Genomic DNA, 25,219 nt, shown 5'->3' on the forward strand with positions numbered 1-25,219 from the left:
CAATTGAATTATTTAAAGTAGGTGAAAATGTGTGAAGACAAATGTTCATAAAGTTGATAAGTGGGGCAAGTTAGGAGCTTTTTTGTATCAATTTCGTTATACAGTAATTGTAGCGTTACTGTTGCTCGCAATCGCACTTGGGATTTTTGCTCCAAAGCTACCGGGAGTATTAGGTGGTGACGGTTTCCAAACGGAAGGCGACTATCAAAAAACAAAAGAAATTTTAGATAAAGATTTTAAGAGGTCTCAAGATACGCTTCTGCTCGTTTTTGAGAAAAATAAAGATGCTTCGCATGAGGAATTTAAAAAACGAATAGATGAAATTGTAAAGAATGTTCAAGAGAAAGAGAACTATGAATCTTTCCATCACCCAATCCAAAATAAAGAAATGCTACAAGGTGATATCGGTTATGCGACAATTTTATTTTCCGGGAAAACAAATAAAGAAAGAATGGAAAAGACATTACAATTTGCTGATGAGATTGAGAAAGAAAGTAATGTAGCATTAAAAGTAACACCTACAGGATTTCCGAAAATTAATCAAGAGATTAATGAAAGAACGCAAAATGATTTAAAAGTAGCAGAAATGATTGGATTACCAATTGCGTTTCTTGTATTACTATTTTCGTTTGGTAGCCTTTTGGCATCAATTTTACCGATTTTGAATGGGGCGCTTAGTGTTATTAGCACGATGGGTATATTGTATTTTATCGGTGTGGATAAAGAACTTTCTATTTTCGTGTTAAACGTTGCACCGATGATTGGACTTGCACTATCTATTGATTTTGCGCTATTATTTGTGAACCGTTTTCGAGAGGAAGTTGCTAAACGAACGGTAAAAGAAGCGATAGCAATTACATATCAGACGGCAGGACGTGCAATTGTATTTTCAGGATTATGCGTATTTGTTGGGTTGTCAGGTTTGTTTTTCTTTAAGATAGATTATATTCAATCTGTCGCGATTAGCGGAATGATTGTTGTGATTATGAGTATTTTATTCTCACTCACACTTCTTCCAGCGCTATTATCGTTAATAGGTAAAAGAATATTAAAAAAGAATCAAGTAGCACATACGCCGGCAAAAGCATGGCGTAAATTTGCACAATTTGTAATGAAACATCCAATCGCAATGATTATTGTTGTTACAACATTTATTGTTATTTGCTTATTGCCGTTACGTACAGCTAATTTGCAGTTCCCTGGTGTTGAAGCTTTACCTGAAAAGAGTGATACAAGGATTGCATATGAAAAGTATGAAGAAGCATTTAATGAAACTGTCAAAACACACGCTGATGTTATGTTAGTTGTAGAGACGAAAGAAGATATGAAAGAAAAAGAAAGTCTACAAAAGATAGAAGAAGTCGTTCAAAAGTTAAAAGATGATAAGAAAGTACATGAAGTAAGAAGTTTATACGACGGGTTAACTGGAATGAAAGCAGATCAAGTTGTTGGAATATTGCAGTCGCCAGAGTCAGCGAAACTAACTCCTGTATTTGAAGCATACACGAAAGGGAATAAGACGACGATAGAAGTCTTTTTGAAAACAAAACCACGTACAGAGACTGCAAAACAGTGGGTGCGTGACTTTAAAAAGAACTATAAAGAAACGGATGTTACGTATTATCTAGGCGGAATGACGACGTTTCAACAAGAATTAGAAGATGAAATTAAAGATAAAGTTGTAATTGGTATGTCTGTTATATTTGGATCGACCTTTGTTATATTATTATTTGCATTCCGATCTATACTCATTCCAATTAAGGCAATTATTATGAATATACTTAGTTTAAGTGCAACCATTGGAATTGTTGTTTGGTTATTTGAAGGTGGTCATTTCGGTTTAGAAGCGAGTCCGGTTCTGTTTGTCTTACCAATCTTCATTTTTGGCCTCGTATTTGGGCTTAGTATGGATTATGAAGTATTTCTTATTTCACGCATTCATGAGCTCTATGAAGAAACAGGAGATAACGATCAAGCAACGTTAGAAGGGCTCGTTTCAACAAGTAGAATCATTACATCAGCTGCTTTAATAATGATTGTTGTAACGGGTGCATTCGCATTTACTGATATTTTACCAGTAAAGCAGATGGGGCTTGGCGTCGCATTAGCAATATTTCTTGATGCAACAATTATTCGTCTTATGCTCGTACCAAGCTTAATGAAGTTATTTGGAGACTGGAACTGGTGGTTGCCATTTCGAAAAAAACGAGAAAAATCATCATAAAAAAATGCTCATCATATTGATGAGCATTTTTTTATGAATAGCAAGACCTACATTTTGCAAATAGTATGTGATAAGAACATTACATACAAGTAGGTGAAGGCAATGTTTCGTTATTTTAAGTTTAAGTTAAATGATACAGTACAGTTTGCAGAAAACGATGGGCATATGTATCGCATTGTCGGTTATCGGTTAGAAAAGGGATTTTATCCAAAAGATGAATGGACTCATATCATTTATGAACTACTTAGAGAATTTGACGGGTATACGATGGATGCAGAGGAGGAAGAACTTGTAAAGGTCGTTCAAGTAGAGGATGAGTATTACAAAATACAAGAAGTATCAGGTTATCGTTATCCAGTAAAAATGAAACAAAAACAACAAGTGATGAAAATAGAAAGGATGGACGATTTATTAGATGCTTACAATGATTATAAAAGGTTGGCAGATTTCTTTAAAGATTTATCGTATGAACAAAAAGCTGAAGAAGTATTGTTAGAAATGAAAAGGCTTAGAGCTTGAGGGGCAGTCTATTATAAGACTGTCCTCTATTTTTGACGGTGCATCAAAGTGTGTTTTCCGTTACAATGAGAGAATCAATAGAAATAAGGTGATAAACAGTATGGAAACAAAGAAAAAGGGCGAATGGTGTGAAATTACCGTTCCAGCTAAATGGAATGGTATAAGTATTGAATCGGTATTAAAAGTAGAATGGGAAATACCGAAAAAGCTATTACATCAGCTTCGTATGGAAAAAGGTGTTACGGTTAACGGGGAACAAAGAAGATGGAATGAGCTTTTAAAAGAGAACGATAAGTTACAAGTTCATATGTTTGCGGAGGAAGAGTACGGTGTAGATCCAGAATATGGTGAATTACATGTAGTATACGAAGATGATCACGTACTCATCGTAAATAAACTAGAGCAAATGGACACACATCCTGCTGAAAAAGGTGGAAACGGGACGCTTGCAAATCTTGTTGCTTTTCATTTTCAAATGCAAGGTTTAGAGACGAAGGTTCGTCATATTCATCGTTTAGATAAAGATACGACAGGTGGTGTCGTGTTTGCTAAGCATAGAATTGCTGGTGCAATTATGGATCGTTTATTAATGGAACGAAAAATTAAAAGAACGTACGCAGCGCTCGTTGAAGGGAAAGTAAAGAAGAAACAAGGAACGATTGATGCTGCTATCGGAAGGGATCGCCATCATGCTACAAGGCGTCGTATTTCTCCAAAAGGTGACCAAGCTATCACATATTATAAAGTAGAAAAGTATTTTAAGAAGCAAAACACGACTTTCGTAACGTTACAATTAGAAACGGGTAGAACGCATCAAATTCGTGTTCATATGAGTCATAATGGTAATCCACTAGTTGGGGATGTATTATATGGTGGGCAAACAAAATATATGTCCAGTCAAGCATTACATGCGATGAAGATAAATTTCTTGCATCCAATTACGAAAGAAGCGATTGAAGTTGATGTGCCGTTTCCTACAAAATTAAATAATAAAATAAAAGAATTTCAAAAAGAAAATGCGTAAAGTATAAGTTTTAATTTGAAAAAAGTAGATTTTTGCAGGGATTTCTCTAAAAGAAGCGAAGCCGTTAAGAGAAAAGAGAGGTGAGAATTACTTGATCAAATATAAGTATGTACTTGGAATATTTTTCGCTTGTCTTTTAGTTACTCTATGTCTTTACCCCTATTTACCAAATCGTATGGCAGTACATTGGAACGTAAATGGTGAGCCAAACGAGTTTATGAGTAAACAAGTTGTTGTAGCATTTATTCGTTGTTTTATTATTTTTTCATATGGATTTTTGTATATTATTTCACATAATATATTTAAGTTTAATGAAAGAGAGCATTGTATTATAGGTGGATTTATAAAGAAAATTACATTATTTATGTTGTTTATTCATATGCTTATTCTCTTGATTAATTTTGGAGATTTTATATTCTTTCAAACAGGATTAACGATTGGGATTAGTATGTTTCTTTTTATGCTGAGTAAAGAATTTAAGAAAATAAAAGGCAAAGAAAAAGATCCAATTAAATTACAAAAAATTCGTTTAGTAAGTAGACGGATTTTTCAAGTGATGGCATGTGGCATATTGTTTTCATTGTTTTTGAACTTAGAGTGGGGATTTTATATATTGCTTAGTGTAATAAGCTGTGGATCTATGTTGTTTATGTTCTATATTTTCTATTCATACATAATAGAAAGCTATGAAACTTGAAAAAGAGTCTTCTCATTATGAGAAGACTCTTTTAATCTATTTACTTTGTAATAAATTGTTGTGTCCAGTAGTTGCCGCTTTCTACATAACCAACACCGATGTGAGTGAAGCCGTTATTTAAGATGTTTGCACGGTGTCCAGCGCTGTTCATCCAAGCTTGTACTACTTCTTCAGGTGTACGTTGGCCTTGAGCGATGTTTTCACCTGCAGATGTATAAGAAATACCAAATTTCTTCATCATGTCAAACGGAGACCCGTATGTAGGGCTGTTATGATCAAAGTAGTTGTTTTTTTGCATGTCTTCAGACTTAATGCGTGCTACTTTGCTTAATTCAGTATCGATTTTTAGTGCTGGTAAGCCTTGCTTTGTACGCTCAGCGTTTGTTAATTCAACAACACGTTGTTCGAACTCGCTTAAAGATTTTGCTTCTTCAGCAGGCTTTTGCTCAGCAGGTTTTTGTTCAGCAGGTTTTTGAGTATTGTTGTTTTCAGCAGGCTTTTGAGCTTCTGGTTTTTGAACTTCTTCAGCAGGTTTTTGCTCAGCAGGCTTTTGAGTTTCTGGCTTAGCTGTTGGTTGCTCAGTTACAACATTTTCAGTAGGTTGTTGACCAGGAATAATGCAATTTGGTAGGAAGTTTCCTTGTTGCCATTGCGCTAATGACTCAACGCCCATAGATTGTAAGAATGCTTGTAATTCTTGTTGGTTCATTTGTTTCATCATTACTTTTGAATGCTGAATATTTTGAACCTTAATGTTAGATGGTTGTACTGTTGCAGCTTGTGCATCTAGAGAAGATACTCCTAAAGTAAGAGCTGTTGCAGCAGCTACAGATAATAAAACACGCTTTTTCATGATGTGTGTCCCCCTATATAAAGTTTTAATTTGTTTTCACACGATTTGTTTTTGACAGCCTGTCTGACTGACAAATTCATCGTAGCATACAATTTGCGAGAAAAAAGATGGAAAAAAATTCATAGACTTTAAAATTACCTAATTTATCCTAAGAGAAGAAGTGAGCAAAAATAAGAGAAATATAGAGTATAAAAGGAATTTATAGTGTTTTTATACTTGATTTTAAGAGGGGTTTTTTGGATAAATTTACCTAAAGAGAAAATAAAGAATCCTATTGTATCAATGGTTTGAGCGATTTTTTGAGGAATATAATGGATTGATTTTTACAAAACTGTAATGTTTCTGTTGTTCTTTTTTATAATAAAGTAACATATTTTTAATGTTGTAGCAGACAAAAAAGCGGCTATCTCTTTACATAGACGAAGGAGATAGCCGTTTTCCTATTATTACGTATGTTACGAGTTAGTTTCAATTGCTTCTAATAATAAATCTACAATGTGAATTCCTCTCATTTTATGAGAAAGCCCTTCTCGCTCAATTCCTAATTTCATTTGTAATAAACAACCTGGATTTGCAGTAACAATGGTTGCTGCGTCTGTTTCATGCACACGGTCCATTTTGTAATCTAGAAATTCCATTGATAACTCTGAATGAACAATATTGTAAATACCAGCAGAGCCACAGCAGCGGTCCGCATCTTTCATTTCACGATATGTTGCACCTTGGATAGCCTCTAGTAACATACGAGGTTCAGAAGCTGTGCGCATAACATTGCGTAAATGACAAGAGTCTTGATACGTAATAATTTGCTGCGTGAGTCGTAAATCAGTTCGCTTATGGAAGTCTAGTTCTACTAGTATAGCAGTAATATCTTTAATCTTAGAAACAAACTGCTTAGCACGTTCAGCCCACTCTGGATCATCCTTTAAAAGATAATCATAGTCTACGAGGTAAGCTCCGCAACCACCTGCATTCGTAATAATATAGTCGATGTTTAAATCTTCGAATGCCTTTATATTTCGCTTTGCTAATTCTTTTGCTCCACTCTTTTCACCAGCATGTCCATGCAATGCACCGCAGCAACTTTGTGTTTTCGGAATAACGATATCACAACCAGCTAATTGAAGAAGTTTCATCGTTGCGTTATTTGTTTCTAAAAACATAGTATCCATTAAGCAGCCTGTGAAGAATGCAACTTGTTTTTTCTTTGTACTTTCTGCAGGTAAAAATGAAGGACGATCTTTCATTGCTTTCATTTTTGGCACTTTTGGCAAAATGAGATCGATCGTTGCAAGTGTTTCAGGGAATAACTTCATAATACCTGTTTTATGTGTTAGTGTTTGTAAACCAGAACGTTGATAAAATCCAATTAGTCCTGTTAATGTTCTCATTCGATTTTGATGGGGGAACAATCCTTCAAAAACGACTTTTCGAACAGCTTTCACTGGCATTGAGAATTTTTTATTTTGATTAATAATATCACGAGCTTCTTCTAATAAATGTCCATAATTTACACCAGATGGACAAACAGGCTCACAAGCACGGCAACCAAGACAAACGTTTAATGTATTTTCAACATCTTCATCTGGTTCGATTAAACCATCAACGATAGCTTTCATTAATGCGATACGTCCGCGCGGTGAATGTGACTCTTTATATCCGGATTGAATGTAGGTAGGACAAGTAGGTAAACAAAAACCGCATCGCATACAGTTTAGTAATTCATCTTCACTTAATCGTTCTTTAAATTCTTTTTGAATATTTTCTTTATTTAATGTGGTCATCGCTCAACCACCACTCTTTTTCGAGTGTCTTTCGCGAACATTTTTCCAGGATTCATAATGTTATTTGGATCGAAAGCTTGCTTTATTCCTTGCATAGCTGCAATACCTTCTTTACCTAATTTCATTTCTAAATATGGAGCTTTCATCGCACCAACACCATGTTCACCAGTAATTGTGCCACCAAGTTCAATTGCTTTCGTAAATATTTCAGCAAAAGCTTGTTCAGCTCGGTGCATTTCTTCTGCATTACGAGCGTCTGTCATACAAGTTGGATGTAAGTTACCGTCACCAGCGTGTCCAAACGTACAAATAGGAATATTATATTTTTTTGCAATGGCATTAATAGCTTCAACCATCGGAGCGATTTGTGAACGTGGTACAGTTGCATCTTCTAATATTGTAGTAGGTTTTAATCGTGCGAGCGCTGATAGTGCACTACGGCGAGCGGTACGAAGTGCATCTGCTTCCGTTTCATCTTTTGCAATGCGAACATCAACTGCATTCATAGAGCGGCAAACGTTAGCCATGTTTTCAATATCTCGATTGACTACTTCGGGCGGGCCGTCTTGTTCGATTAATAAAATTGCTTTTACATCTGTAGGTAAACCGATTTGTGCAAACTCTTCTACTACTTCAATTGTCGGTTGGTCTAAAAATTCCAGAGTTGCTGGAATAATTTTATTTGCAATAATAGAAGAAACAGCACGTGCAGCTTCATTAATATCTTCATAGAGTGCAAGCATTGTTTTCTTTGTTTCAGGCATAGGAACAAGTTTTAATATCGCTTCTGTTACCACGCCAAGTGTTCCTTCAGAGCCGATAAATAAACGAGTTAAATCGTAACCAGCTACATCTTTTGCTAATTTGCCGCCAGTACGAATAATATCACCATTTGGTAAGACAAGTTCAAGCCCCATTACATAATCACGTGTTACGCCATATTTCAAGCCGCGTAACCCACCTGAATTTTCATTAATATTGCCGCCGATTGTAGAAATCTTCATCGAACTTGGATCTGGCGGATAAAATAAACCTTTTTCTTCTACTGCTTTAATAATATCAAGTGTAATGACACCAGCTTGTACAGTAATTGTTAAGTTTTCTTCATCAATTTCTAAAATATTGTTCATATGGCGGAAAATAAGGACGATACCGCCTTCAAGTGGACATGTTCCTGCGCAAAGATTTGTTCCAGACCCACGAACATACACAGGAATTTTGTGAGTGTTACATACCTTTAACACTTCAGCTACTTCATTTGTATTACGTGGAGCAATGACTGCATCAGGCATTGCTTGGAAGTTTGGAGTGGCATCATAACTATAAGTTAAACGCCCCATATTGGATGTATCTACATTATCTTCGCCAACAATAGATACGAATGAATGAATAATTTGCTTTTCTAACATTGGAAATCCCCCTCAAACTGTTAACGTGTTTAGTTATAATAAACAACGTGGTAACAGTGCTTTCATTATAATGATAAAAAAGTAAAGGGATTCTTTCTATGTGTAATCATCTAAAGATTAATCTGTTTTATCGTTCTTTTTTGTATGATTATCTAATAGGAGGAGTGCGAAGTATAAAACGTTTAAGTCTTTGAATTGTTTTGGATCAAGTCCTGTATGCTCTTCAATCTTTTTTAGCCTGTAATGTAATGTGTTAATGTGTATATGTAATTGTTTAGCTGTCTGTTTATAAGATTGGTTATAATCGATAAATAAGCGTAAGGTGTGCATAAGCTCAGGAGATGATAGTAAGTTTTCGATGGTACGCTCTAGAAATTGTTCACGCGTTTCGGCAGAAATATCTTGTAAACACATTTCTAAACGTAAATCTTCATTAAATACAATTTGTTTCGTTTCCAATGATACAGAAAGAGCACGTAATGCTTGTTCGTAAGATATGTTCATATTGTTTGGGGTAACTGTTTGTCCAATCCCGATATATAAAGGAATAGAAAATAAAGCTTCGCAGTCTTGTTTTAATCGTTTTAAAAATTGGTATGTTTGCTCGTTGGAGCTCATCGCTGTAAATAAAATAAAACGATCATTTCCCCACCGAACAAATAGATGCTCTTTTGTTAATATATTGCGTATATGTTGCCATATTTTACGCTGGAGCATCGTGTCATTTTTTCCAATAGAAAACAAAATAAGTTGTTTCTTCTTATATAAATCAATGCCAAGTGTTTTGGCGCGATCGAGAAAACTTGGAGACCATGCTGTATTTTGAAGCCAATCAAAGACGAAAGCTTCATAAGAACGGTGCTCAAGTTCTAGTTGCTCTAAAAAGTAGTTTTCATGAATTAATAACTCGGTCATCTTACGCAATATTTCTCCATAGCGTGAAATATTTTCAGGTTCTCCTGTAATTCCAATAACACCAATTACTTCGTCATGAAATAATAAAGGAAGATTCATTCCAGCCTTTACACCTTGCAACTGCCTTTCATCTTCTGTTGTAATGATGACAGTTTTCTTTTGGTTAGCGCAGCGGAGTGCACCTTCATGAAATTGACCAATTCTTTCTGTATCTGTACTTGCAATAATAACGCCTTGTATATTAATAATAATAATATTCTCTGTAATTAGTCTGCGTACTTCTCGTACAATTTTATTCGCTAAATCAGGAAATAGCATAATTGACACACCTCAAATTCTATTTGTTGTACATTATATATGTAAATTGAGTAAGAAAGGAAAATTTCACACTTTCCACACATTTATTTGTTATTTTACAATTATAACGAAATCATCCGAAGATGGAGGGAATCTTTTGAGAAAGTATGTTTTTCTTCTCTGTTTTTTATTTCTATTAGTAGGGTGTCAAGGAAGTTCATATACACCAATTGCTAAAGATAAAAATGTTATTATAACAACGAATATAAAAGAAGGAAGCATTAGTTTTATTGATAAAAAAAATAAAAAGTTAATCACGACATGGGAACTAAATGAGCCAATGGCCGGAATCACACTGCTTCCAAACGGTGAGGAAATCCTTGTATACGGTAAGCAATTAGAATATATGTATGTATATTCATTGGCGGAAGGAAGGCAAGTGGAAAAATATAAAACTGGAAAGGGCATTGTAAATGTGGTCGTATCAGAAGATAAAAAGCAATTATTTGCTGCCGATCAAAATGTTCAAAAGGTAAGGTTCTTTACGATAAATGGGAAAGAGACAGGAAATGTTTCAACAGGAAAAGGTCCTATAACGATGGTAGAGTATCATAATCGGTTATCTGTACTAAACTTTTATGATACGAAACTAACGACAATTGATACGAAGAAAAAAGAAGTTGTTCAATCCTTTATGATTCCGCCAGCATCAACCGGAGCAACGATTAGTCCTGATGGGAAAGAAATATGGATTGGCGGACATGGTGATGGAAATCAAGTAAATGAGAAAGTGTTAGTGTATTCTTTACAGGGGGGAGAAATGGTGCGCTCTTTACACGCTCCATTTATGCCTGTGAATATAACGAAGGATAGTAAGTACGTATATGCACTAAGTCATGGTTCGAACACACTTAGAAAGTTTGATATTAGCACATATAAAGAAATAGCTTCTGTAGAAGTAGGATCGAATCCATTTGCATTTTTGGAGAGCGGAGCAGAAGGATATGTAGCAAGTTATGATAGTGATGAAGTGTGCGTTATGGATATGAAGAATTTGAAAATAAAACAAACAATTAAAGTCGGAAAAGGACCGTTTCAACTCATAGAGAGGGAAGGGAAGGATAATGAATAAATATAGAGTGCTAGTTGTAGATGATGAAAGTGATATGAGGCAGCTTGTTGGAATGTATTTGGACAACTTCGGATATGAGTGGGGAGAAGCTGAAAATGGAAAAGAGGCTCTTAAAAAACTAGAAACAGATCATTATGATTTCGTTGTATTAGATATTATGATGCCAGAAATGGATGGACTTTCAGTTTGTAAAGAAATTAGAAAAACGTCAGATGTGCCGATTATATTTTTAACCGCAAAAGGTGAAGAGTGGAATAGGGTGAACGGCTTACGTATGGGAGGGGATGATTATATTGTAAAACCGTTTAGTCCTGGGGAATTGGTTGCCCGTATGGAAGCTGTGTTAAGAAGATATACAAAGCAAGAACAGCAAGAAGAGATTCAATTTGGACCAATTCTTATCAATGAAAAAAGTAGACGAATAGAGGCGGATGGTGAGCCGATTTCTCTTACAGTAAAAGAGTTTGATTTACTATATTTTCTTTGTCAGCATACAGGACAAGTATTTAGCCGGGAACAATTACTTGAAAAGGTATGGGGATATGATTATGCGGGAAGTACAAGAACAGTAGATACGCACGTGAAAACGATGCGCTTGAAGCTTGGAGAAAGTGGAAACTACATTCAAACTGTTTGGGGTGTAGGCTATAAATTCGAGGTGTAACGTATGTTTACGATGGTACAAAAACTTTGGCTTACAGTAGTGTGTGCAGTATGTGTAACAGTGTCCTTTCTTTATTTCGTATCTTTATACTCATATGAAAAACTATACGTTGATAATTTAAAAGGTTCATTAGTAATGGAAGGGAAAAATCTTGCTGCTCAGTATGATAAGCGCGAAGGAATATCAATTTTTGAAGAGAAAGTAAGATCATTTGATCAAATATCTAGTTCAGACGTTCTTTTCGTGTCTAATCCGCGTGATTTAAGTGCATGTTTACCTTTTGATGTGCATCATCATTCTCTTATAAGTGAAGGAGATAGGCAAACGCTATTAGATGGGAAAACTGTGACAAAGATAGGATATGAAGAACATTTTGAACGTAATATTATGGGGGTTGTCATCCCTGTATTGGAAAATAAAAAATTAGTCGGAATTGTATATTCTTATATTCCTTTAAAAAGTATAAAAGACTTAATATATGATATGGGTCTTATTTTAGCACCACTAGCAATTGCGATGATTTTAATTACGATATGGGTTGGAAGAAAAATTATAATTGCAATAACGAAGCCGCTTTCGCAAATGGAGCGGGTTGCAAACCATTTGGCTACGGGAGATTTCTCGGAGCGGATTACCGTTTCTTCAGAGGATGAAATTGGACGACTAGGAAAAGCATTTAATAAAATGGCAAATTCATTGGAAACAGAAGATGTAAAGCGTAAGGAATTTTTAGCAAATGTTTCGCATGAACTTAGAACACCACTTAGTTATATAAAAGGGTATAGCGAGGCTATTTTAGATGGCGTTGCAAAGGGACCACAGCAGGAAAAAGTAACGCAGCTAATTCATAAAGAAGCAGGTCGTATGCAGCGTCTCGTTCATGACTTGTTAGACTTAGCGCAATTAGAAGGTGAGCACTTTCCGTTAAAGAAGCAACCTATCGTTTTTTCACAGCTGATTGAAGACGTATTAGATACGTATGAGATTAAGTTTATAGAAAAGGAAATTCATATTTCAACCAATTTAAATCCAGAGGTCATTGTCATGATTGATGAGGATCGTATGCAACAGGTGCTTCATAATGTGTTAGATAATGCGATACGGTATACAAATCAAAATGGAAATATCGTTATAACTTTAGAGCAAATCGATGATTACTGTGAATTAAAAATAAAAGATACAGGAATTGGCATTGATATAGAGCATTTAGAAAATCTTGGCGAGCGCTTTTACCGAGTTGATAAAGCGAGAAGTCGTCAACATGGTGGAACAGGTTTAGGCCTTGCTATTGTGAGACAAATTGTTCATATACATGGTGGACAGTGGAAAATTAAAAGTGAAAAAGATAAGGGAACAACGGTTATTATTAAACTGAATGTACAGGATGAGGTGGGCATGTTCTAATTTTTAGGACATGTTCTTTATATTGAAGGGAATATTTATCTCGCTATTTGCCGGGCAGTAAGCCCCCCCACCTCAAAATTCAGCGGAAGCAAAGAAGTTAGGTGGGGGATGAAAAAAAACTACTGATTAAAGTTTCACTTTATACGTAAAAATATAAATTAATATGTAATAAATATCGGAAATTTGACTATTTTATGAACAAAACATTTGTACTTCTTATCAATTCGGTCTAAAATAGTTATGATGCAAAGTTCTTATAAATCGTTTCAATTGTTGTTTGGAAGATACTGAGGTGATTTAACTGGAGTACAAATCTATTAAACCGAAAAAAATTTACGAAGAAGTATCTGAAGCTATTTTAACAATGATTAAAAATGGTACGTTAAAACCTGGTGACAAACTACTCCCTGTGCATCAATTAGCTGAGCAGTTTCAAGTTGGCAGATCTGCTGTTCGTGAAGCGCTAAGTGCGCTAAGAGCGATGGGCTTAATTGAGATGAAACAAGGAGAAGGTACATATGTGAAGAACTTCGATTCTTCTTCATTAACAAAATCATTAAACAATAGATTATTAATGAAGAAAGAAGATATTTTGAATTTATTAGAAGTACGAAAGGTGCTTGAAGTGGGGGCAGTTCGAGTAGCGGCGGCAAAACGTACGGAAGATAATTTACAAAATATGAAACATTGGTTAGATGAAATGGCAAAGAGCATTGGAGATGAAAAGGCTGGCGAAAAAGCTGATTTTCAATTTCATATGGGAATTGCAGAGTCTTCGCATAATAACATTTTGCTTGAACTCATGAATCATGTTTCAGAGATGATTGCTGAAACAATTGGTGAATCAAGACGCATTATTTTATATGGTGAACAAACGACATCAGAACGACTTATAGAAGAGCATCAAGTTATATATGATGCGGTGTTAAAACAAGATGTAGAATTAGCGCAGAAAGCAATGCTAGATCATTTAACAAATGTAGAACATATTGTCACAGGTAAAAACGATATAAATTCGTAATTTAATCTTTTAAAAATTTAATTTTCTGATAAAATAGAGAAAGATTAAGTAAGCGTTTTCTTTAGGAGAGGGAGAGGATAGGCCATGGTTGAGCCTATTTCTTCTCTACTCAATCATCTGATGACCATATGTTTGTTGGCGAAGTTGTAAAAAGGGGGAGTAATAGTTATGAAAGTTACTTTATTTGTTACTTGTTTAGTCGATATGTTTGAAACAAATGTCGGTAAAGCAACAGTTGAAGTGTTGGAGCGTTTAGGTTGTGAAATTGAATTTCCAGAAGCACAAGTTTGTTGTGGTCAGCCTGCTTATAATAGCGGCCATGTAGAAGCAGCAAAAGAAGCGATGAAACATATGATTGAAACTTTTGAAGATGCAGAATATATTGTTACACCATCTGGCTCGTGTGCGACAATGTTTCATGAGTATCCGCATGTTTTCAAAGATGATCCAAAGTGGGCTAAACGTGCACAAAAAGTTGCTGATAAAACTTATGAATTTACACAGTTTATTGTAGATGTTTTAAAAGTTACAGATGTTGGTGCAAGTTTATCAGGGATAGCTACTATTCATAAATCATGTCATATGACACGTATGCTCGGAGTAAAAGAAGCACCAGGGATTTTATTATCAAATGTAAAAGGATTAACTGTGAGAGATTTGCCAAACGTGCAAAATTGTTGTGGGTTTGGGGGAACGTTTTCAGTTAAGATGACTCCAATCTCTGAGCAAATGGTAGATGAAAAAGTAGATAGTGTAATGGAAACAGGTGCAGATTATTTAATCGGTGCAGATTGTGGGTGTTTGTTAAACATTGGCGGACGTATTGAGCGTTTAGGAAAAGAAGTAAAAGTAATGCATATTGCTGAGGTACTGAATAGTCGCTCATGAAGGGGGAACATAAGCTATGTCTATGAAAATCAGTGAGAAAAAATTTAATGATCGCGTTGGTGATGGAATTCAAGATTCGTTTATGCGCGGAGCAGTATCTTCGGCACAAACGCGCTTATATACGAATCGCTTAAAAGCCGCAGATGAATTAGGAAACTGGGAAGAGTGGCGTGAACTAGGTGAACAAATCCGTCAACATACGTTAGAAAATCTTGATTATTACTTAATGCAGTTAAGTGAAAATGTATCAAAAAGAGGCGGACACGTGTACTTTGCGAAGACGAAAGAGGAAGCAGCAAAGTATATTCAAGACGTCGCCAAAAAGAAACAAGCGAAAAAAGTAGTAAAATCAAAGTCGATGGTAACAGAAGAAATCAGTATGAACCATGCGCTTGAAGAGATTGGCTGTGAAGTGTTAGAGAGTGATTTAGGAGAGTATATCTTGCAAGTAGATAACGATCCACCTTCACATATTATTGCACCTGCACTTCATAAAAATAGAACGCAAATTCGCGATGTATTTAAAGAAAAGCTAGGCTATGAAAATTCTGATGACCCGTATGAAATGACAAAGTTTGTTCGTAAACAACTTCGTGAGAAATTTATGGATGCAGAAATTGGTGTAACTGGTTGTAACTTTGCTGTTGCAAATACGGGCTCCCTTTGTTTAGTAACGAATGAAGGTAATGCAGATCTTGTTATGTCAATTCCGAAAACACAAATTGCAGTAATGGGTATGGAACGTATGGTTCCGACAATGGAAGAATTAGATGTTTTAGTTGGTTTACTATGTCGTAGTGCAGTAGGTCAAAAATTAACAAGTTATGTAACAGTAGCAGGACCAATTCAAGAAGAGGAAGTTGATGGACCTGAAGAATTCCATTTAGTTGTTGTTGATAATGGTCGCTCTCAAATTCTTGGATCTGAATTCCGTTCAGTATTACAATGTATTCGTTGCGCTGCTTGTGTTAACGTATGTCCTGTATATCGTCACGTTGGTGGACATTCATATGGATCGATTTATTCAGGACCAATCGGCGCGGTATTAACACCGCTTCTAGGTGGATATGATGATTATAAAGAGCTTCCTTATGCATCTAGTTTATGCGGAGCATGTACAGAAGCTTGTCCAGTAAAAATTCCATTGCATGATTTATTATTAAAACATCGTCAAGTCATCGTTGAGCAAGAAGGTCGTGCACCACTTGCAGAAAAACTAGCGATGAAAATGTTTAGTATGGGTGCTTCTTCAGCTGCTTTATATAAAATGGGTTCAAAAATGGCACCAGCGGCAATGAGTCCATTTACATCTGGTAATCGTGTATCAAAAGGTGTTGGCCCACTTAAAAACTGGACGGATATTCGTGAATTCCCAGCTCCAAGTAAAGAACGATTCCGTGATTGGTATAAAGATCATAAGAAAGGCGGGGATAAATAATGACAGGATTAATTCAAAACCGTGATGCCTTTCTAGATAACATTGCAAAAGAACTTGGGCGCGCGCGTAAAACAGAAGGTGTAGAGCGTCCAGTATGGAAAAGTAATGTGAATATAGAAACGTTAAAAGATTATTCACAAGAAGAATTACTAGAAGTGTTTAAAAATCAATGTACAAACATTCATACAACTGTAGTAGAAACGACAAATGAACGTTTACGTGAAGACCTTCAACAAGTAATCATGGAAAACGGCGGAGGACCTATTTTATTATCAGCGGATGAGCGTTTTGATGCATATGGTTTAACATCTTTATTTAAAGAAGAACTTCCAAAGCGAGACGTTGAAGTAAACGTATGGGATCCAGAGAGAAAAGACGGAAATATGCGTTTAGCTGAAAAAGCGAATATTGGTATTGCATTTAGTGATTATACATTAGCTGAATCTGGTACAATTGTTGTACAAAGTCATAAAGGACAAGGACGTTCTTTACATTTTTTACCGACTGTATATTTAGCTATTATTCCACGTGAAACACTTGTGCCTCGTATTACACAAGCAGTTCAGGATATGAACTCACGTGTAGAAGATGGCGAGACAGCGGCATCTTGTATTAACTTTATTACAGGACCAAGTAACTCGGCTGACATTGAGATGAATCTTGTTGTCGGAGTACATGGACCATTAAAAGCAATATATTTCATCGTATAAAAGAGGGGAAAGCAGGCCAGAAAATGGCCTGCTTTTTTAGTAGAATAATGGATAATATGAAGTAGAAGTTCTCTCCTTTTTTTGCTATGTTTTTTGGGAAAGGAGAGGAAGGGATGTTCACTTATTTATATGCACTGTTAGCAGGAATGGTGTTTGGGTCTTTTTTTATGTTAGTTGCGATGAGGGTTCCATTAGGGGAGTCTATCATTACCCCGCGTTCACATTGTCATTATTGTAAATATGTGCTAAGGCCAAAAGAACTAATCCCCATCATTTCATTTTATATACAAAGAGGCTGTTGTACGAATTGTAAGAGGCAAATTCCGATTATGTATGTAGCATTTGAATGTATAACAGGAAGTATATTTCTTCTTACCGTGTATATGATTGGAATAGAACGAGAGCTTATTATCATTTTATCCCTTTTTTCGCTACTTCTTATTATTTCACTTACAGATTACTTATATATGTTAATTCCTGATTGTATTTTAATTTCATTTGCCGTTTTACTCATTCTCGAAAGTGTTTTTGTACAATTAGTTACTTGGACAGATAGTATAGTTGGTAGTGGTGTTATATTCATTTTGTTATATTGCATGCAAAAGATATATCCAGAAGGGCTTGGCGGTGGAGATATAAAACTACTTTCGTTGCTTGGGTTTATAGTAGGAGTGAAGGGAGTTTTTATCATTTTATTTTTAGCATCTTGTTTTAGTCTTTGTTTTTTCGGGATTGGGATCGTATTAAAGCGTATAGAAGTACGAAAGCCCATTCCATTTGGTCCTTTTATTAGCCTTGGGGCAATATGTTATGTATTGGTCGCATATTCAAAGTAGAGAGGGAATAGAAAATGAACGTATATATGGATGATCAAAGAAGTTGTCCGTTCGGGTATGTGCCGGCAACTACAGTAGAATGTACCTTACAAATGGTTCGGGATTATGGTGTGAATATTCTTTCCCTTGATTTTAATATGGGATGGGGAGAAAAAAGTGGACTAGATTTTGTAGAAGCCTTTTGTACAGAAGGGTTATATGTAAATGAAATTCACCTTCATACGAATGATATCATCGGTATGCATAAGATGAAACAAAGATTGGATAAGGGAAAGGAAGAAGGAGAAATTAATCCTTACCTTGTTGTTAAATATGTGGGAAGCTAAAAACTCCAAAGTAAAACTTTGGAGTTTTTAATGTTTCATATGTGCTTGTAAAGGAATAATCTCTTCTTGTTGAGCTGCTGCGATTTCAGTTTCTTCCTGTTGAACGTCAGGTGTTTTCTTAGTTAAGTAGTGGTATACCATACCGACAAATACTGATCCGCCAATAATGTTACCGATTGTAACAGGAATTAAGTTATGAATAGCACCTGAAAAAGAAATTGTCTCAGGATGCGGTGAAACTAAAGATAAAGCAAAGAGTGATAAGTTTGCAATACTATGTTCGTAACCAGATAAGAAGAATGTGAAAACAAGTAGCATCATGACCATTATTTTTGCTGTGTCACCTTTGACCTGAGAAGGTAAGAAGCAAGCAAGACATACGAGCCAGTTACATAAAATGGCTTTAAAGAATAACTGCATTGTAGGTGTGTTCATCTTTCCTTCAACGACTTTACTCATTAAGTGACCGTGATCAATTGCTTCAAAAATTCCAGTTGCGTAAAATAGTAAGGCAAAGAATAACGCGCCACCTAAGTTACCTGCGTAACAAGCAACCCAGTTACGCAGTGTATCAGAAATCGTTGTTTCCTTTCTTAAAGTTGCTACAGTAAAGTACATTGTGTTTCCAGTAAACAATTCAGCACCGCCATATATAATAAGTACGAGAGCAATCCCGAAAAACATAGAAGCAGCTAAATAAGTTGCTGGTGAATCTGCAATGTGAAAAAAATTACCTAATTTAAAACATAGTACAATAATAAAACCGATATAAATACCCGCAAGTGCAGCACGAATGAAATATTGCATTGGGTTTGTATCTAGCATTTTCTTTTTGCTTTTAGCCAGTTTGACAACATAATCTAGTCCTTGTTCTAGCATGAGTAATACGCTCCTTTAGTAAATCTTCTATAAATACTCCTTATATGAATAAAGTACATGGAATTGTTCTCACTTTCAATAAGTTTGTGCAATGTTTCACAAAAAGGACATACATATATTTAGAAAACGTTTACAAAAGATAGTATAATGGAATTTTTTCTGGATATTGAGAGGAAGAAAGCAAAAAGAAAAAGCGCTGTAATTACAGCGCTTTTTCGTCTAAATTCTTTTCTACTTTTACTTCTACTTCTTTTGAGAAGAACCAACCACCAACTGCGATTCCGACTAATACAATCCAGAATGTAAGCTTCCACGGAGTGGATTCTGGGAATGAATGTGGAATTACATTTAATGCAGGGTGTGCTAATGTATAAACTGCTAGCTTTACACCAACCCAACCTACAATTAAGAATGCTGCAGTTTCAAGTCCTGGTTTACGTTTTAAGATTTGTACGAAAGCAGTTGCTGCAAATCGCATAATGATTAATCCGATAAGTCCACCCACAAAGATAACAACGAATTGCCCAGTATCAAGACTACCAATTGTACCTAATCCTGTTTTTGGTAAAGTCATTGCTAGTGCAACAGCAGCTAAAATTGAATCAACTGCGAAGGCGATATCAGCAACCTCAACTTTAAATACAGTCCACCAAAAGTTCTCTTGTTTTTTCTTTGCTTCTTTTTCTTCAGTTTCTTCATCCGTATTCTTTTTAATATACGTTTTAAATAAGTGATTACCAGCGATAAACATAAGGTAGATGGCACCGATTGCTTGCACTTGCCATACATCGACTAAGAACGAAATCATAAATAACGATCCGAATCGGAAAACAAATGCCCCCGCTAATCCATAAAATAGTGCTTTCTTTCGTTTTTCTTCTGGTAAATGTTTTACCATAATTGCAAGAACAAGAGCGTTATCAGCCGCTAAAATTCCTTCAAGTGCAATTAGGATGAGTAATACCCAACCATACTCCAATAATAATGATACATCCATGTACATTCTCCTCTCATTTCTATAAGTTCTAAATAAGTGAAGAATTTCCCCACTATTTAGTTTCCCCATACTCCTGCCTATTAACTTTGGAAGAATCTGGAAATGAATACAAAAAAGACCTCTGCCGTTAATAGGCAAAGGTCTTGCTAGACATATGTAATGAAAATGCCAACAAAGCCGGAAGAACTAAGTTCTACGTAATGACGACTTTGTTTCCAAGAAATTTTCTTGGACGCTACTCCCCTTTGGAGATATGCTATTGTATTCTCATTATATGGATAATTTCTACGGTTGTCAACCTGTTAAAATATCTTCATTCGGATATTTTATTTTCCGGTTCTTTTTACGAGCAAATGAAAAAGCCAATGTTAAAGGACCCATTTTCCCAAAAAACATCATAAAGATAATAATAGCTTTTCCGATTATAGTTAAGTGGGGTGTTAAGTTCATACTGAGGCCAACAGTCCCAAATGCTGAAAATACTTCGAAAGCACTCATCAATAGAGGAACTCGCTCAGTAATACTCAAAATTAAAATAGCAAAAAAGATAAATGAAATGGAAATAATAGTAATAGTTAATGATTTGACAATGAGAGTATCTTTAATGGATTTTTTAAATACGACAATATCCTCTTGTTCTTGTAGAAATTTAAATACGCCAAAAAATATGATTAAAAATGTTGTTAACTTAATCCCACCACCCGTTGAAGCGCTACCAGCACCAATAAACATAAGGAGCATCATTAATAGGAGGGAAGGTTTTGACAATGTAGAAATATCAACTGTATTAAACCCGGCAGTTCGCGTCGAAATTGCTTGAAAATAAGAGGCTATTCCTTCTTCAAATGGGGTAAAACCTCTCATAGAAAGGGAGTTATGGAACTCGAATATAAAAATAAAAAGGGTAGCAATAATGTTGACGATTAGAGTAGAAGAAAGCATAAGTTTTGAATGTAGTGTAAGGTTTTTAAAGTTTTTCTTTCTTTTTATGTCTACGATTACTGTAAAACCTATTCCACCTAAAATGATGAGAGAGGAAATGACGAAATTGACAAGAATGCTATGAGAATGGGACATTAAATTATCGCTCCACACAGAAAAACCAGCATTGTTAAAGGCTGAGATTGAATGGAAAAAACTATAATAGATCCCTTTGGTAACCCCATATTTTGGTACCCACTCAAAAGAAAGAATTAAAGTAGCGATACATTCGACTGTAAAAGAGAATAAAAATAACGATTTGGCAAGACGGATGACGCCGCCGATATTCGTTTGATTTAATGCTTGTTGTAATAAAATACGGTTTTGAAGACCGATTTTTCTTCCGAGCATAATCGCAATTAAGACAGCAAAGCTCATAATGCCAAGCCCGCCAACTTGTATAAGCGCTAAAATGACACATTGTCCAAATAAAGTAAACATTTTTCCGGTATCTACAACACCAAGCCCAGTAACAGTACAAGCGGAAACGGTTGTAAATAAGGCATCGAGCCATGAAATGGACGTTGTCGTAGCAATGGGCAGTTTTAATAAGCATGTGCCGACAACTGATAATAGAAGAAAAGATAAAGTAAGAACGCGTGGAGGGCTCATGCTAATATTAATCCGTTTCATTTCACATATCGCTCCTTTCATTTTGCTTTGATTAGTATGTGAAAAAGCACTATTATGTATGTTGAAAATAGAAAGAGGCAGAGAATATCTGCCTCTAAGCCATATGTTATATTATTATCCACGTAATTGTTGTTGTGCTAAAGCAACAAGACGTTTTGTTACTTCACCGCCAACTGAACCGTTAGAACGAGATGCTGTATTAGACCCTAAGCTTACACCAAATTCTTGTGCAATCTCATATTTAAATTGTTCAAGCGCTTGCTCTGCACCTGGAACTAATAATTTGTTTGTTTTTACCATGTTGATACACATCCTTATGAGTAGTCCAGTTCAGCTAAGTTCTTATCTAAACTGGTAACGTTATTTTATGTGGAAATGACGTAGTCATACGCGGAAGTAATCGGTGCGATTAGAAGTTCTTGGATAGAAAAAAGAGTAGCAAATTTGCTACTCTTTTTTTAGTATTGTCGCCGTTCCTTCCACGACAATATCATCTGATTGATTATATATGTTTGTTTGCAACGTAATGATTTTTTTATCGTCACGCTTCTTAATAACCTCTGCCACAACACGAAGTGTATCACCGATTTTGACAGGGGCACGGAATGAAACATTTTGGGATAAATAAATCGTATTTTTGCCTGGGAGTTTCGTTCCAAGGATGGTAGAAATAAAACTCGAAACGAGCATACCGTGAGCAATACGTTCTTTAAACATTGTTGTTTTTGCAAAAGAATCTAAAATATGAATAGGATTCACATCTCCAGTCAATTTTGCAAAATTGATAACATCTTCATCCGTAATTGTTTTTGTAAGGGATGCTTGATCACCGACTTGAATCTCATCATAACGAAGCTCCGGAACAGTTTGTGCTTCTTGAAATGGATTCATTTTGTCCTCCTTCTTTTCCATATCGAAAAATGCTAGCCATCTTGATGTAGTAGGAGGAAGAAAGAGTTTTGTTTGTGCTGCAGTTAGCTCCCACATTTTTCTTACTTGATGGAAGTAAATAGATTTTTTGAATTTTCCTCGAACTTTTTTGCGAGTTCCAACTGTTTTGACTTGAACTCTTCCAAAAAAACCTCTAACTGTTTTTGAGCCTCTTCACGTTGTAATTGTTGTTGCTCAATAAATTGTTTTGTTGTTTCTTCAAATTGACCGCTTGTTTGTGTAAGGATTGACAAAGATGTTTTTGTAGGAGAAACAGTAAGTTGCTGCATATGAGCAGAAAGTTCCTTCCACTTGTCTTGCCACTCGTTAATTTGATCATTTAAGGAGTTTCCAGTTAATTGTTTCACGTAATCTGTATATTGGTTATTGAACTGAGCAGTGAGTTGTTGTAGTTCTTTTTCTAGTTCATCTACTCCTGATGTTAATTTATGCAAAGCGTCTTGTTGTTGTTTTAATGTTTCTAAAGTAAGTTGCTCTAATTGTTTCCCAGCTGAAGAGAAAAGGGAAAGTGATTGAGACCAGTTTTTCCAAAATGCATCGACTAATTCGTATGGTTTAGTTTCCATTGTTTGACCCCCAAATGTTTTTTTGCATATTGTGAACGCAGATTACTCTGCTGTACCACCAGGTGAAGATGAAGAATCCTTTTCATCCTTTTCTGGAGAAGTAGAAAATGGAAAGAATGCATTGGTGTATAACGTGAAAAACGTTCGCAACATATTTTGATAATGTTCAAAAGAAGTCGCACATGTTGTTAAATATTGCTCTCCATATTCAGTTAAAGAATAAATTCTTTTTGCCGGCCCTCCATCGCTTGTATCCCAAGTAGAAGAAATAAGGTTTTCTTTTTCTAATTTGCGTAGTGTTCTATAAACATTACCTTGGTCAACAGAAGAAAAGCCGATATCCATTAGCATTTGAATAAGTTTGTAACCATGAAGACTCCAGTCTTTTAGACAGAGAAGTAAGAAGGGAACTAAGAAGTTTTTTGGCATGGAGTTTGGTTGTTTCGCTTGGTTGTTCTCCAAACTTTCGCGTTGTTCTGGTTCATTTTGTAGCATGATTGTGCATCACCTCATGAATCAGTTAGATGGAATTTTTTGCTTATAAGTGCAATTTACACCTATCTGTTTTTAAAGTCAACACATTTGTTAGAAAATAGAAAAAAATAAAATATAGACTTGAAGTTTTATTCAGAATATTAGAAAATAGTGAATAGGTTGAATTGTTTCAAAAACGAAAAAGGGAGTGTAGGTAAAGTGATTGATCAAAAATTCGATCCACTACAAGCATGGAAAAATGCTTATGAACAAACCGAAACATTTTGGGGAAAAGCGCTCAATGAAACAATTAAAACAGAAGAATATTCTGCTTGGATGGGCAGCGTTCTAGATTTGAATTTGTTTTATCAAAAAGCATTAAATGATACGACAAAAAACTATTTAGAACAAGTAAATGTGCCGACGAAAGAGGATATCGCAAGAGTGGCTACGCTTGTTATTAACTTAGAAAATAAAGTAGATAACATTGAGGAGTTTCTAGAGGAGAAAGTAGATTCTTTAGGACAAGCTCCTACATTAAAGCGTGATGTGACGAAAGTGAAACAAGATATTCGTACGCTTGAAACAAAAGTAGATCAAATTTTAGAATTGCTAGAAAAGCAAAATGCAGTACTAGCTAAACTACAAGTACCTGTAAAAGAAGAGATAAAGCCTGCGAATAAGCCGGAAAATAAAAAATGATAAAAGCGCTTGTTTATAACAGGTAAAAGAGAGAGGGAGAATCTCTTTCACGTGTAAACGGCGAAACATAATTATATAGGGACTCTACAGTATGAGTACCAAAATGATTCATAACAATCGTTCACAAATTCATTTAAGGGGGAAAAGAAATGGTTCAATTAAATGGCAAAGTAGCAATCGTAACAGGTGGAGCAAAAGGGATTGGAAAAGCAATTACAGTAGCATTAGCACAAGAGGGAGCGAAAGTAGTTATTAACTATAATAGCAGTAAAGAAGCAGCTGAAAATTTAGTAAATGAACTAGGAAAAGATGGACATGACGTTTATGCAGTGCAAGCGGATGTTTCTAAAGTAGAAGATGCAAACCGACTTGTGGAAGAAGCTGTGAATCATTTTGGTAAAGTTGATATTCTTGTTAATAATGCTGGTATTACAAGAGATCGTACATTCAAAAAGTTAAATCGTGAAGATTGGGAGCGCGTAATTGACGTGAATTTAAGTAGCGTATTTAATACGACAAGCGCGGTTCTTCCATACATAACGGAAGCGGAAGAAGGAAGAATTATTAGCATTTCTTCTATTATTGGCCAAGCAGGTGGATTTGGCCAAACAAACTACTCAGCAGCAAAAGCGGGTATGTTAGGATTTACAAAATCATTAGCATTAGAACTTGCAAAAACAAATGTCACTGTAAATGCAATTTGCCCTGGATTTATTGATACTGAAATGGTAGCAGAAGTACCAGAAGAAGTACGTCAAAAAATCGTTGCAAAAATCCCGAAAAAACGTTTTGGTCAAGCTGATGAAATTGCAAAAGGTGTAGTATACCTATGCCGTGACGGTGCGTATATCACAGGTCAGCAATTAAACATTAACGGCGGATTATATATGTAATG

The 25,219-nt window shown here is 35.5% G+C and carries 26 protein-coding genes and 1 riboswitch; of the genes, 15 read left to right on the forward strand and 11 right to left on the reverse strand.

Annotated features, from left to right (window positions below; translation table 11 throughout):
- Positions 1-31: 31 nt before the first annotated feature.
- The 4 genes from ASE54_RS00100 (at position 32) to ASE54_RS00115 (ending at position 4,464) form a co-directional block, all read left to right on the forward strand.
- Positions 32-2,224: an MMPL family transporter gene (locus tag ASE54_RS00100; RefSeq protein WP_000856414.1), complete on the forward strand. Its 2,193-nt coding sequence runs from the start codon at positions 32-34 to the stop codon at positions 2,222-2,224.
- 102 nt (positions 2,225-2,326) lie between these two features.
- On the forward strand, positions 2,327-2,743 hold the full coding sequence (locus ASE54_RS00105; RefSeq protein ID WP_000490302.1) for a hypothetical protein: 417 nt from the start codon (positions 2,327-2,329) through the stop codon (positions 2,741-2,743).
- Positions 2,744-2,843: 100 nt separating this feature from the next.
- Positions 2,844-3,767, forward strand: coding sequence for an RluA family pseudouridine synthase (locus ASE54_RS00110; RefSeq protein WP_000448345.1), 924 nt, complete (start codon positions 2,844-2,846; stop codon positions 3,765-3,767).
- Positions 3,768-3,858: 91 nt separating this feature from the next.
- A complete protein-coding gene (locus ASE54_RS00115; RefSeq protein WP_000599009.1) occupies positions 3,859-4,464 on the forward strand; it encodes a DUF1648 domain-containing protein in 606 nt (201 codons plus the stop codon).
- Between the two features lie 40 nt (positions 4,465-4,504).
- Here ASE54_RS00115 and ASE54_RS00120 read toward each other — a convergent pair whose 3' ends face one another.
- The 4 genes from ASE54_RS00120 to ASE54_RS00135 form a co-directional block, all read right to left on the reverse strand.
- Positions 4,505-5,317, reverse strand: a complete 813-nt coding sequence (locus tag ASE54_RS00120) for a CAP domain-containing protein (protein ID WP_000747567.1) — start codon at positions 5,315-5,317, stop codon at positions 4,505-4,507.
- 455 nt (positions 5,318-5,772) lie between these two features.
- Positions 5,773-7,101: a (Fe-S)-binding protein gene (locus ASE54_RS00125; protein ID WP_000209614.1), complete on the reverse strand. Its 1,329-nt coding sequence runs from the start codon at positions 7,099-7,101 to the stop codon at positions 5,773-5,775.
- Positions 7,098-8,510, reverse strand: a complete 1,413-nt coding sequence (gene glcD, locus ASE54_RS00130; protein ID WP_000890758.1) for a glycolate oxidase subunit GlcD — start codon at positions 8,508-8,510, stop codon at positions 7,098-7,100. Before glcD ends, ASE54_RS00125 begins: the two co-directional genes overlap by 4 nt.
- Before the next feature lie 117 nt (positions 8,511-8,627).
- The gene (locus tag ASE54_RS00135) at positions 8,628-9,752 is read right to left on the reverse strand and encodes a sugar diacid recognition domain-containing protein (RefSeq protein WP_003256589.1); all 1,125 of its coding nucleotides are present in this window, start codon (positions 9,750-9,752) and stop codon (positions 8,628-8,630) included.
- A 127-nt stretch (positions 9,753-9,879) separates the two neighbouring features.
- Here ASE54_RS00135 and ASE54_RS00140 point away from each other — a divergent pair, with 127 nt between their 5' ends.
- The 9 genes from ASE54_RS00140 to ASE54_RS00180 all read left to right on the forward strand — a co-directional run bounded on the left by ASE54_RS00140 (position 9,880) and on the right by ASE54_RS00180 (position 18,141).
- Positions 9,880-10,854, forward strand: a complete 975-nt coding sequence (locus ASE54_RS00140) for a hypothetical protein (protein WP_001234158.1) — start codon at positions 9,880-9,882, stop codon at positions 10,852-10,854.
- The gene (locus ASE54_RS00145; RefSeq protein WP_001046401.1) at positions 10,847-11,518 is read left to right on the forward strand and encodes a response regulator transcription factor; all 672 of its coding nucleotides are present in this window, start codon (positions 10,847-10,849) and stop codon (positions 11,516-11,518) included. The genes ASE54_RS00140 and ASE54_RS00145 overlap by 8 nt, the downstream gene beginning before the upstream one ends.
- 3 nt (positions 11,519-11,521) lie before the next feature.
- Positions 11,522-12,922 (forward strand): ATP-binding protein, encoded by a 1,401-nt coding sequence (locus ASE54_RS00150; protein ID WP_000494814.1) that lies wholly within the window; start codon positions 11,522-11,524, stop codon positions 12,920-12,922.
- A 331-nt stretch (positions 12,923-13,253) separates the two neighbouring features.
- Positions 13,254-13,943, forward strand: a complete 690-nt coding sequence (locus ASE54_RS00155; protein WP_254894088.1) for a FadR/GntR family transcriptional regulator — start codon at positions 13,254-13,256, stop codon at positions 13,941-13,943.
- 168 nt (positions 13,944-14,111) lie between these two features.
- Complete coding sequence (locus ASE54_RS00160) at positions 14,112-14,831, forward strand: (Fe-S)-binding protein (RefSeq protein ID WP_000869152.1); 720 nt, start codon at positions 14,112-14,114, stop codon at positions 14,829-14,831.
- A gap of 16 nt (positions 14,832-14,847) precedes the next feature.
- On the forward strand, positions 14,848-16,269 hold the full coding sequence (locus ASE54_RS00165; RefSeq protein WP_000061930.1) for a LutB/LldF family L-lactate oxidation iron-sulfur protein: 1,422 nt from the start codon (positions 14,848-14,850) through the stop codon (positions 16,267-16,269).
- Positions 16,269-16,979, forward strand: coding sequence for a lactate utilization protein C (locus ASE54_RS00170; protein WP_000147194.1), 711 nt, complete (start codon positions 16,269-16,271; stop codon positions 16,977-16,979). Before ASE54_RS00165 ends, ASE54_RS00170 begins: the two co-directional genes overlap by 1 nt.
- A 113-nt stretch (positions 16,980-17,092) precedes the next feature.
- Positions 17,093-17,815: an A24 family peptidase gene (locus ASE54_RS00175; protein ID WP_000495721.1), complete on the forward strand. Its 723-nt coding sequence runs from the start codon at positions 17,093-17,095 to the stop codon at positions 17,813-17,815.
- A gap of 14 nt (positions 17,816-17,829) precedes the next feature.
- Entirely contained in the window at positions 17,830-18,141 is a 312-nt protein-coding gene (locus ASE54_RS00180; protein WP_001103767.1) for a cyclic-phosphate processing receiver domain-containing protein, read from the forward strand.
- 27 nt (positions 18,142-18,168) lie between these two features.
- Here the strand turns inward: ASE54_RS00180 and ASE54_RS00185 are convergent, their stop codons facing one another.
- From ASE54_RS00185 to phaQ, 7 genes are all read right to left on the reverse strand, one after another.
- Positions 18,169-19,020 (reverse strand): formate/nitrite transporter family protein, encoded by an 852-nt coding sequence (locus tag ASE54_RS00185; protein ID WP_000893035.1) that lies wholly within the window; start codon positions 19,018-19,020, stop codon positions 18,169-18,171.
- Between the two features lie 202 nt (positions 19,021-19,222).
- Positions 19,223-20,017 (reverse strand): TerC family protein, encoded by a 795-nt coding sequence (locus ASE54_RS00190; RefSeq protein WP_000383303.1) that lies wholly within the window; start codon positions 20,015-20,017, stop codon positions 19,223-19,225.
- Positions 20,018-20,099: 82 nt separating this feature from the next.
- Positions 20,100-20,273: riboswitch (yybP-ykoY riboswitch) on the reverse strand.
- A gap of 38 nt (positions 20,274-20,311) precedes the next feature.
- Positions 20,312-21,631, reverse strand: a complete 1,320-nt coding sequence (locus ASE54_RS00195; RefSeq protein WP_000822358.1) for a TrkH family potassium uptake protein — start codon at positions 21,629-21,631, stop codon at positions 20,312-20,314.
- 114 nt (positions 21,632-21,745) lie between these two features.
- Complete coding sequence (locus ASE54_RS00200; protein ID WP_000241212.1) at positions 21,746-21,931, reverse strand: alpha/beta-type small acid-soluble spore protein; 186 nt, start codon at positions 21,929-21,931, stop codon at positions 21,746-21,748.
- A 147-nt stretch (positions 21,932-22,078) separates the two neighbouring features.
- The gene (locus ASE54_RS00205; protein WP_001067916.1) at positions 22,079-22,522 is read right to left on the reverse strand and encodes a MaoC family dehydratase; all 444 of its coding nucleotides are present in this window, start codon (positions 22,520-22,522) and stop codon (positions 22,079-22,081) included.
- A 101-nt stretch (positions 22,523-22,623) separates the two neighbouring features.
- Positions 22,624-23,148: a polyhydroxyalkanoic acid inclusion protein PhaP gene (gene phaP / locus ASE54_RS00210; RefSeq protein ID WP_000448597.1), complete on the reverse strand. Its 525-nt coding sequence runs from the start codon at positions 23,146-23,148 to the stop codon at positions 22,624-22,626.
- 42 nt (positions 23,149-23,190) lie between these two features.
- A complete protein-coding gene (phaQ, locus tag ASE54_RS00215) occupies positions 23,191-23,643 on the reverse strand; it encodes a poly-beta-hydroxybutyrate-responsive repressor (RefSeq protein WP_000939954.1) in 453 nt (150 codons plus the stop codon).
- A gap of 198 nt (positions 23,644-23,841) precedes the next feature.
- On the opposite strand from phaQ, the gene phaR reads away from it, so the two are divergent.
- Both phaR and ASE54_RS00225 read left to right on the forward strand, forming a co-directional pair.
- The gene (gene phaR, locus ASE54_RS00220) at positions 23,842-24,324 is read left to right on the forward strand and encodes a polyhydroxyalkanoic acid synthase subunit PhaR (protein ID WP_000566941.1); all 483 of its coding nucleotides are present in this window, start codon (positions 23,842-23,844) and stop codon (positions 24,322-24,324) included.
- A gap of 149 nt (positions 24,325-24,473) precedes the next feature.
- Positions 24,474-25,217, forward strand: coding sequence for an acetoacetyl-CoA reductase (locus ASE54_RS00225; protein WP_000250407.1), 744 nt, complete (start codon positions 24,474-24,476; stop codon positions 25,215-25,217).
- Positions 25,218-25,219: the final 2 nt, after the last annotated feature.

It is taken from the genome of Bacillus sp. Root131 (assembly GCF_001429475.1).
GTDB classification, from domain to species: Bacteria; Bacillota; Bacilli; order Bacillales; family Bacillaceae_G; genus Bacillus_A; species Bacillus_A thuringiensis_S.

Coding starts and splice junctions, on each gene's coding strand:
- ASE54_RS00180 (WP_001103767.1), top strand. CDS start 17,830: ATGAACGTATATATGGATGATCAAAGAAGTTGTCCGTTCGGGTATGTG.
- glcD (WP_000890758.1), bottom strand. CDS start 8,510: ATGTTAGAAAAGCAAATTATTCATTCATTCGTATCTATTGTTGGCGAA.
- ASE54_RS00145 (WP_001046401.1), top strand. CDS start 10,847: ATGAATAAATATAGAGTGCTAGTTGTAGATGATGAAAGTGATATGAGG.
- phaQ (WP_000939954.1), bottom strand. CDS start 23,643: ATGCTACAAAATGAACCAGAACAACGCGAAAGTTTGGAGAACAACCAA.
- ASE54_RS00175 (WP_000495721.1), top strand. CDS start 17,093: ATGTTCACTTATTTATATGCACTGTTAGCAGGAATGGTGTTTGGGTCT.
- ASE54_RS00190 (WP_000383303.1), bottom strand. CDS start 20,017: ATGGATGTATCATTATTATTGGAGTATGGTTGGGTATTACTCATCCTA.
- ASE54_RS00150 (WP_000494814.1), top strand. CDS start 11,522: ATGTTTACGATGGTACAAAAACTTTGGCTTACAGTAGTGTGTGCAGTA.
- ASE54_RS00205 (WP_001067916.1), bottom strand. CDS start 22,522: ATGAATCCATTTCAAGAAGCACAAACTGTTCCGGAGCTTCGTTATGAT.
- ASE54_RS00165 (WP_000061930.1), top strand. CDS start 14,848: ATGTCTATGAAAATCAGTGAGAAAAAATTTAATGATCGCGTTGGTGAT.
- ASE54_RS00170 (WP_000147194.1), top strand. CDS start 16,269: ATGACAGGATTAATTCAAAACCGTGATGCCTTTCTAGATAACATTGCA.
- ASE54_RS00185 (WP_000893035.1), bottom strand. CDS start 19,020: ATGCTAGAACAAGGACTAGATTATGTTGTCAAACTGGCTAAAAGCAAA.
- ASE54_RS00110 (WP_000448345.1), top strand. CDS start 2,844: ATGGAAACAAAGAAAAAGGGCGAATGGTGTGAAATTACCGTTCCAGCT.
- ASE54_RS00195 (WP_000822358.1), bottom strand. CDS start 21,631: ATGAAACGGATTAATATTAGCATGAGCCCTCCACGCGTTCTTACTTTA.
- ASE54_RS00120 (WP_000747567.1), bottom strand. CDS start 5,317: ATGAAAAAGCGTGTTTTATTATCTGTAGCTGCTGCAACAGCTCTTACT.
- ASE54_RS00105 (WP_000490302.1), top strand. CDS start 2,327: ATGTTTCGTTATTTTAAGTTTAAGTTAAATGATACAGTACAGTTTGCA.
- ASE54_RS00225 (WP_000250407.1), top strand. CDS start 24,474: ATGGTTCAATTAAATGGCAAAGTAGCAATCGTAACAGGTGGAGCAAAA.
- ASE54_RS00160 (WP_000869152.1), top strand. CDS start 14,112: ATGAAAGTTACTTTATTTGTTACTTGTTTAGTCGATATGTTTGAAACA.
- ASE54_RS00125 (WP_000209614.1), bottom strand. CDS start 7,101: ATGACCACATTAAATAAAGAAAATATTCAAAAAGAATTTAAAGAACGA.
- phaP (WP_000448597.1), bottom strand. CDS start 23,148: ATGGAAACTAAACCATACGAATTAGTCGATGCATTTTGGAAAAACTGG.
- ASE54_RS00200 (WP_000241212.1), bottom strand. CDS start 21,931: ATGGTAAAAACAAACAAATTATTAGTTCCAGGTGCAGAGCAAGCGCTT.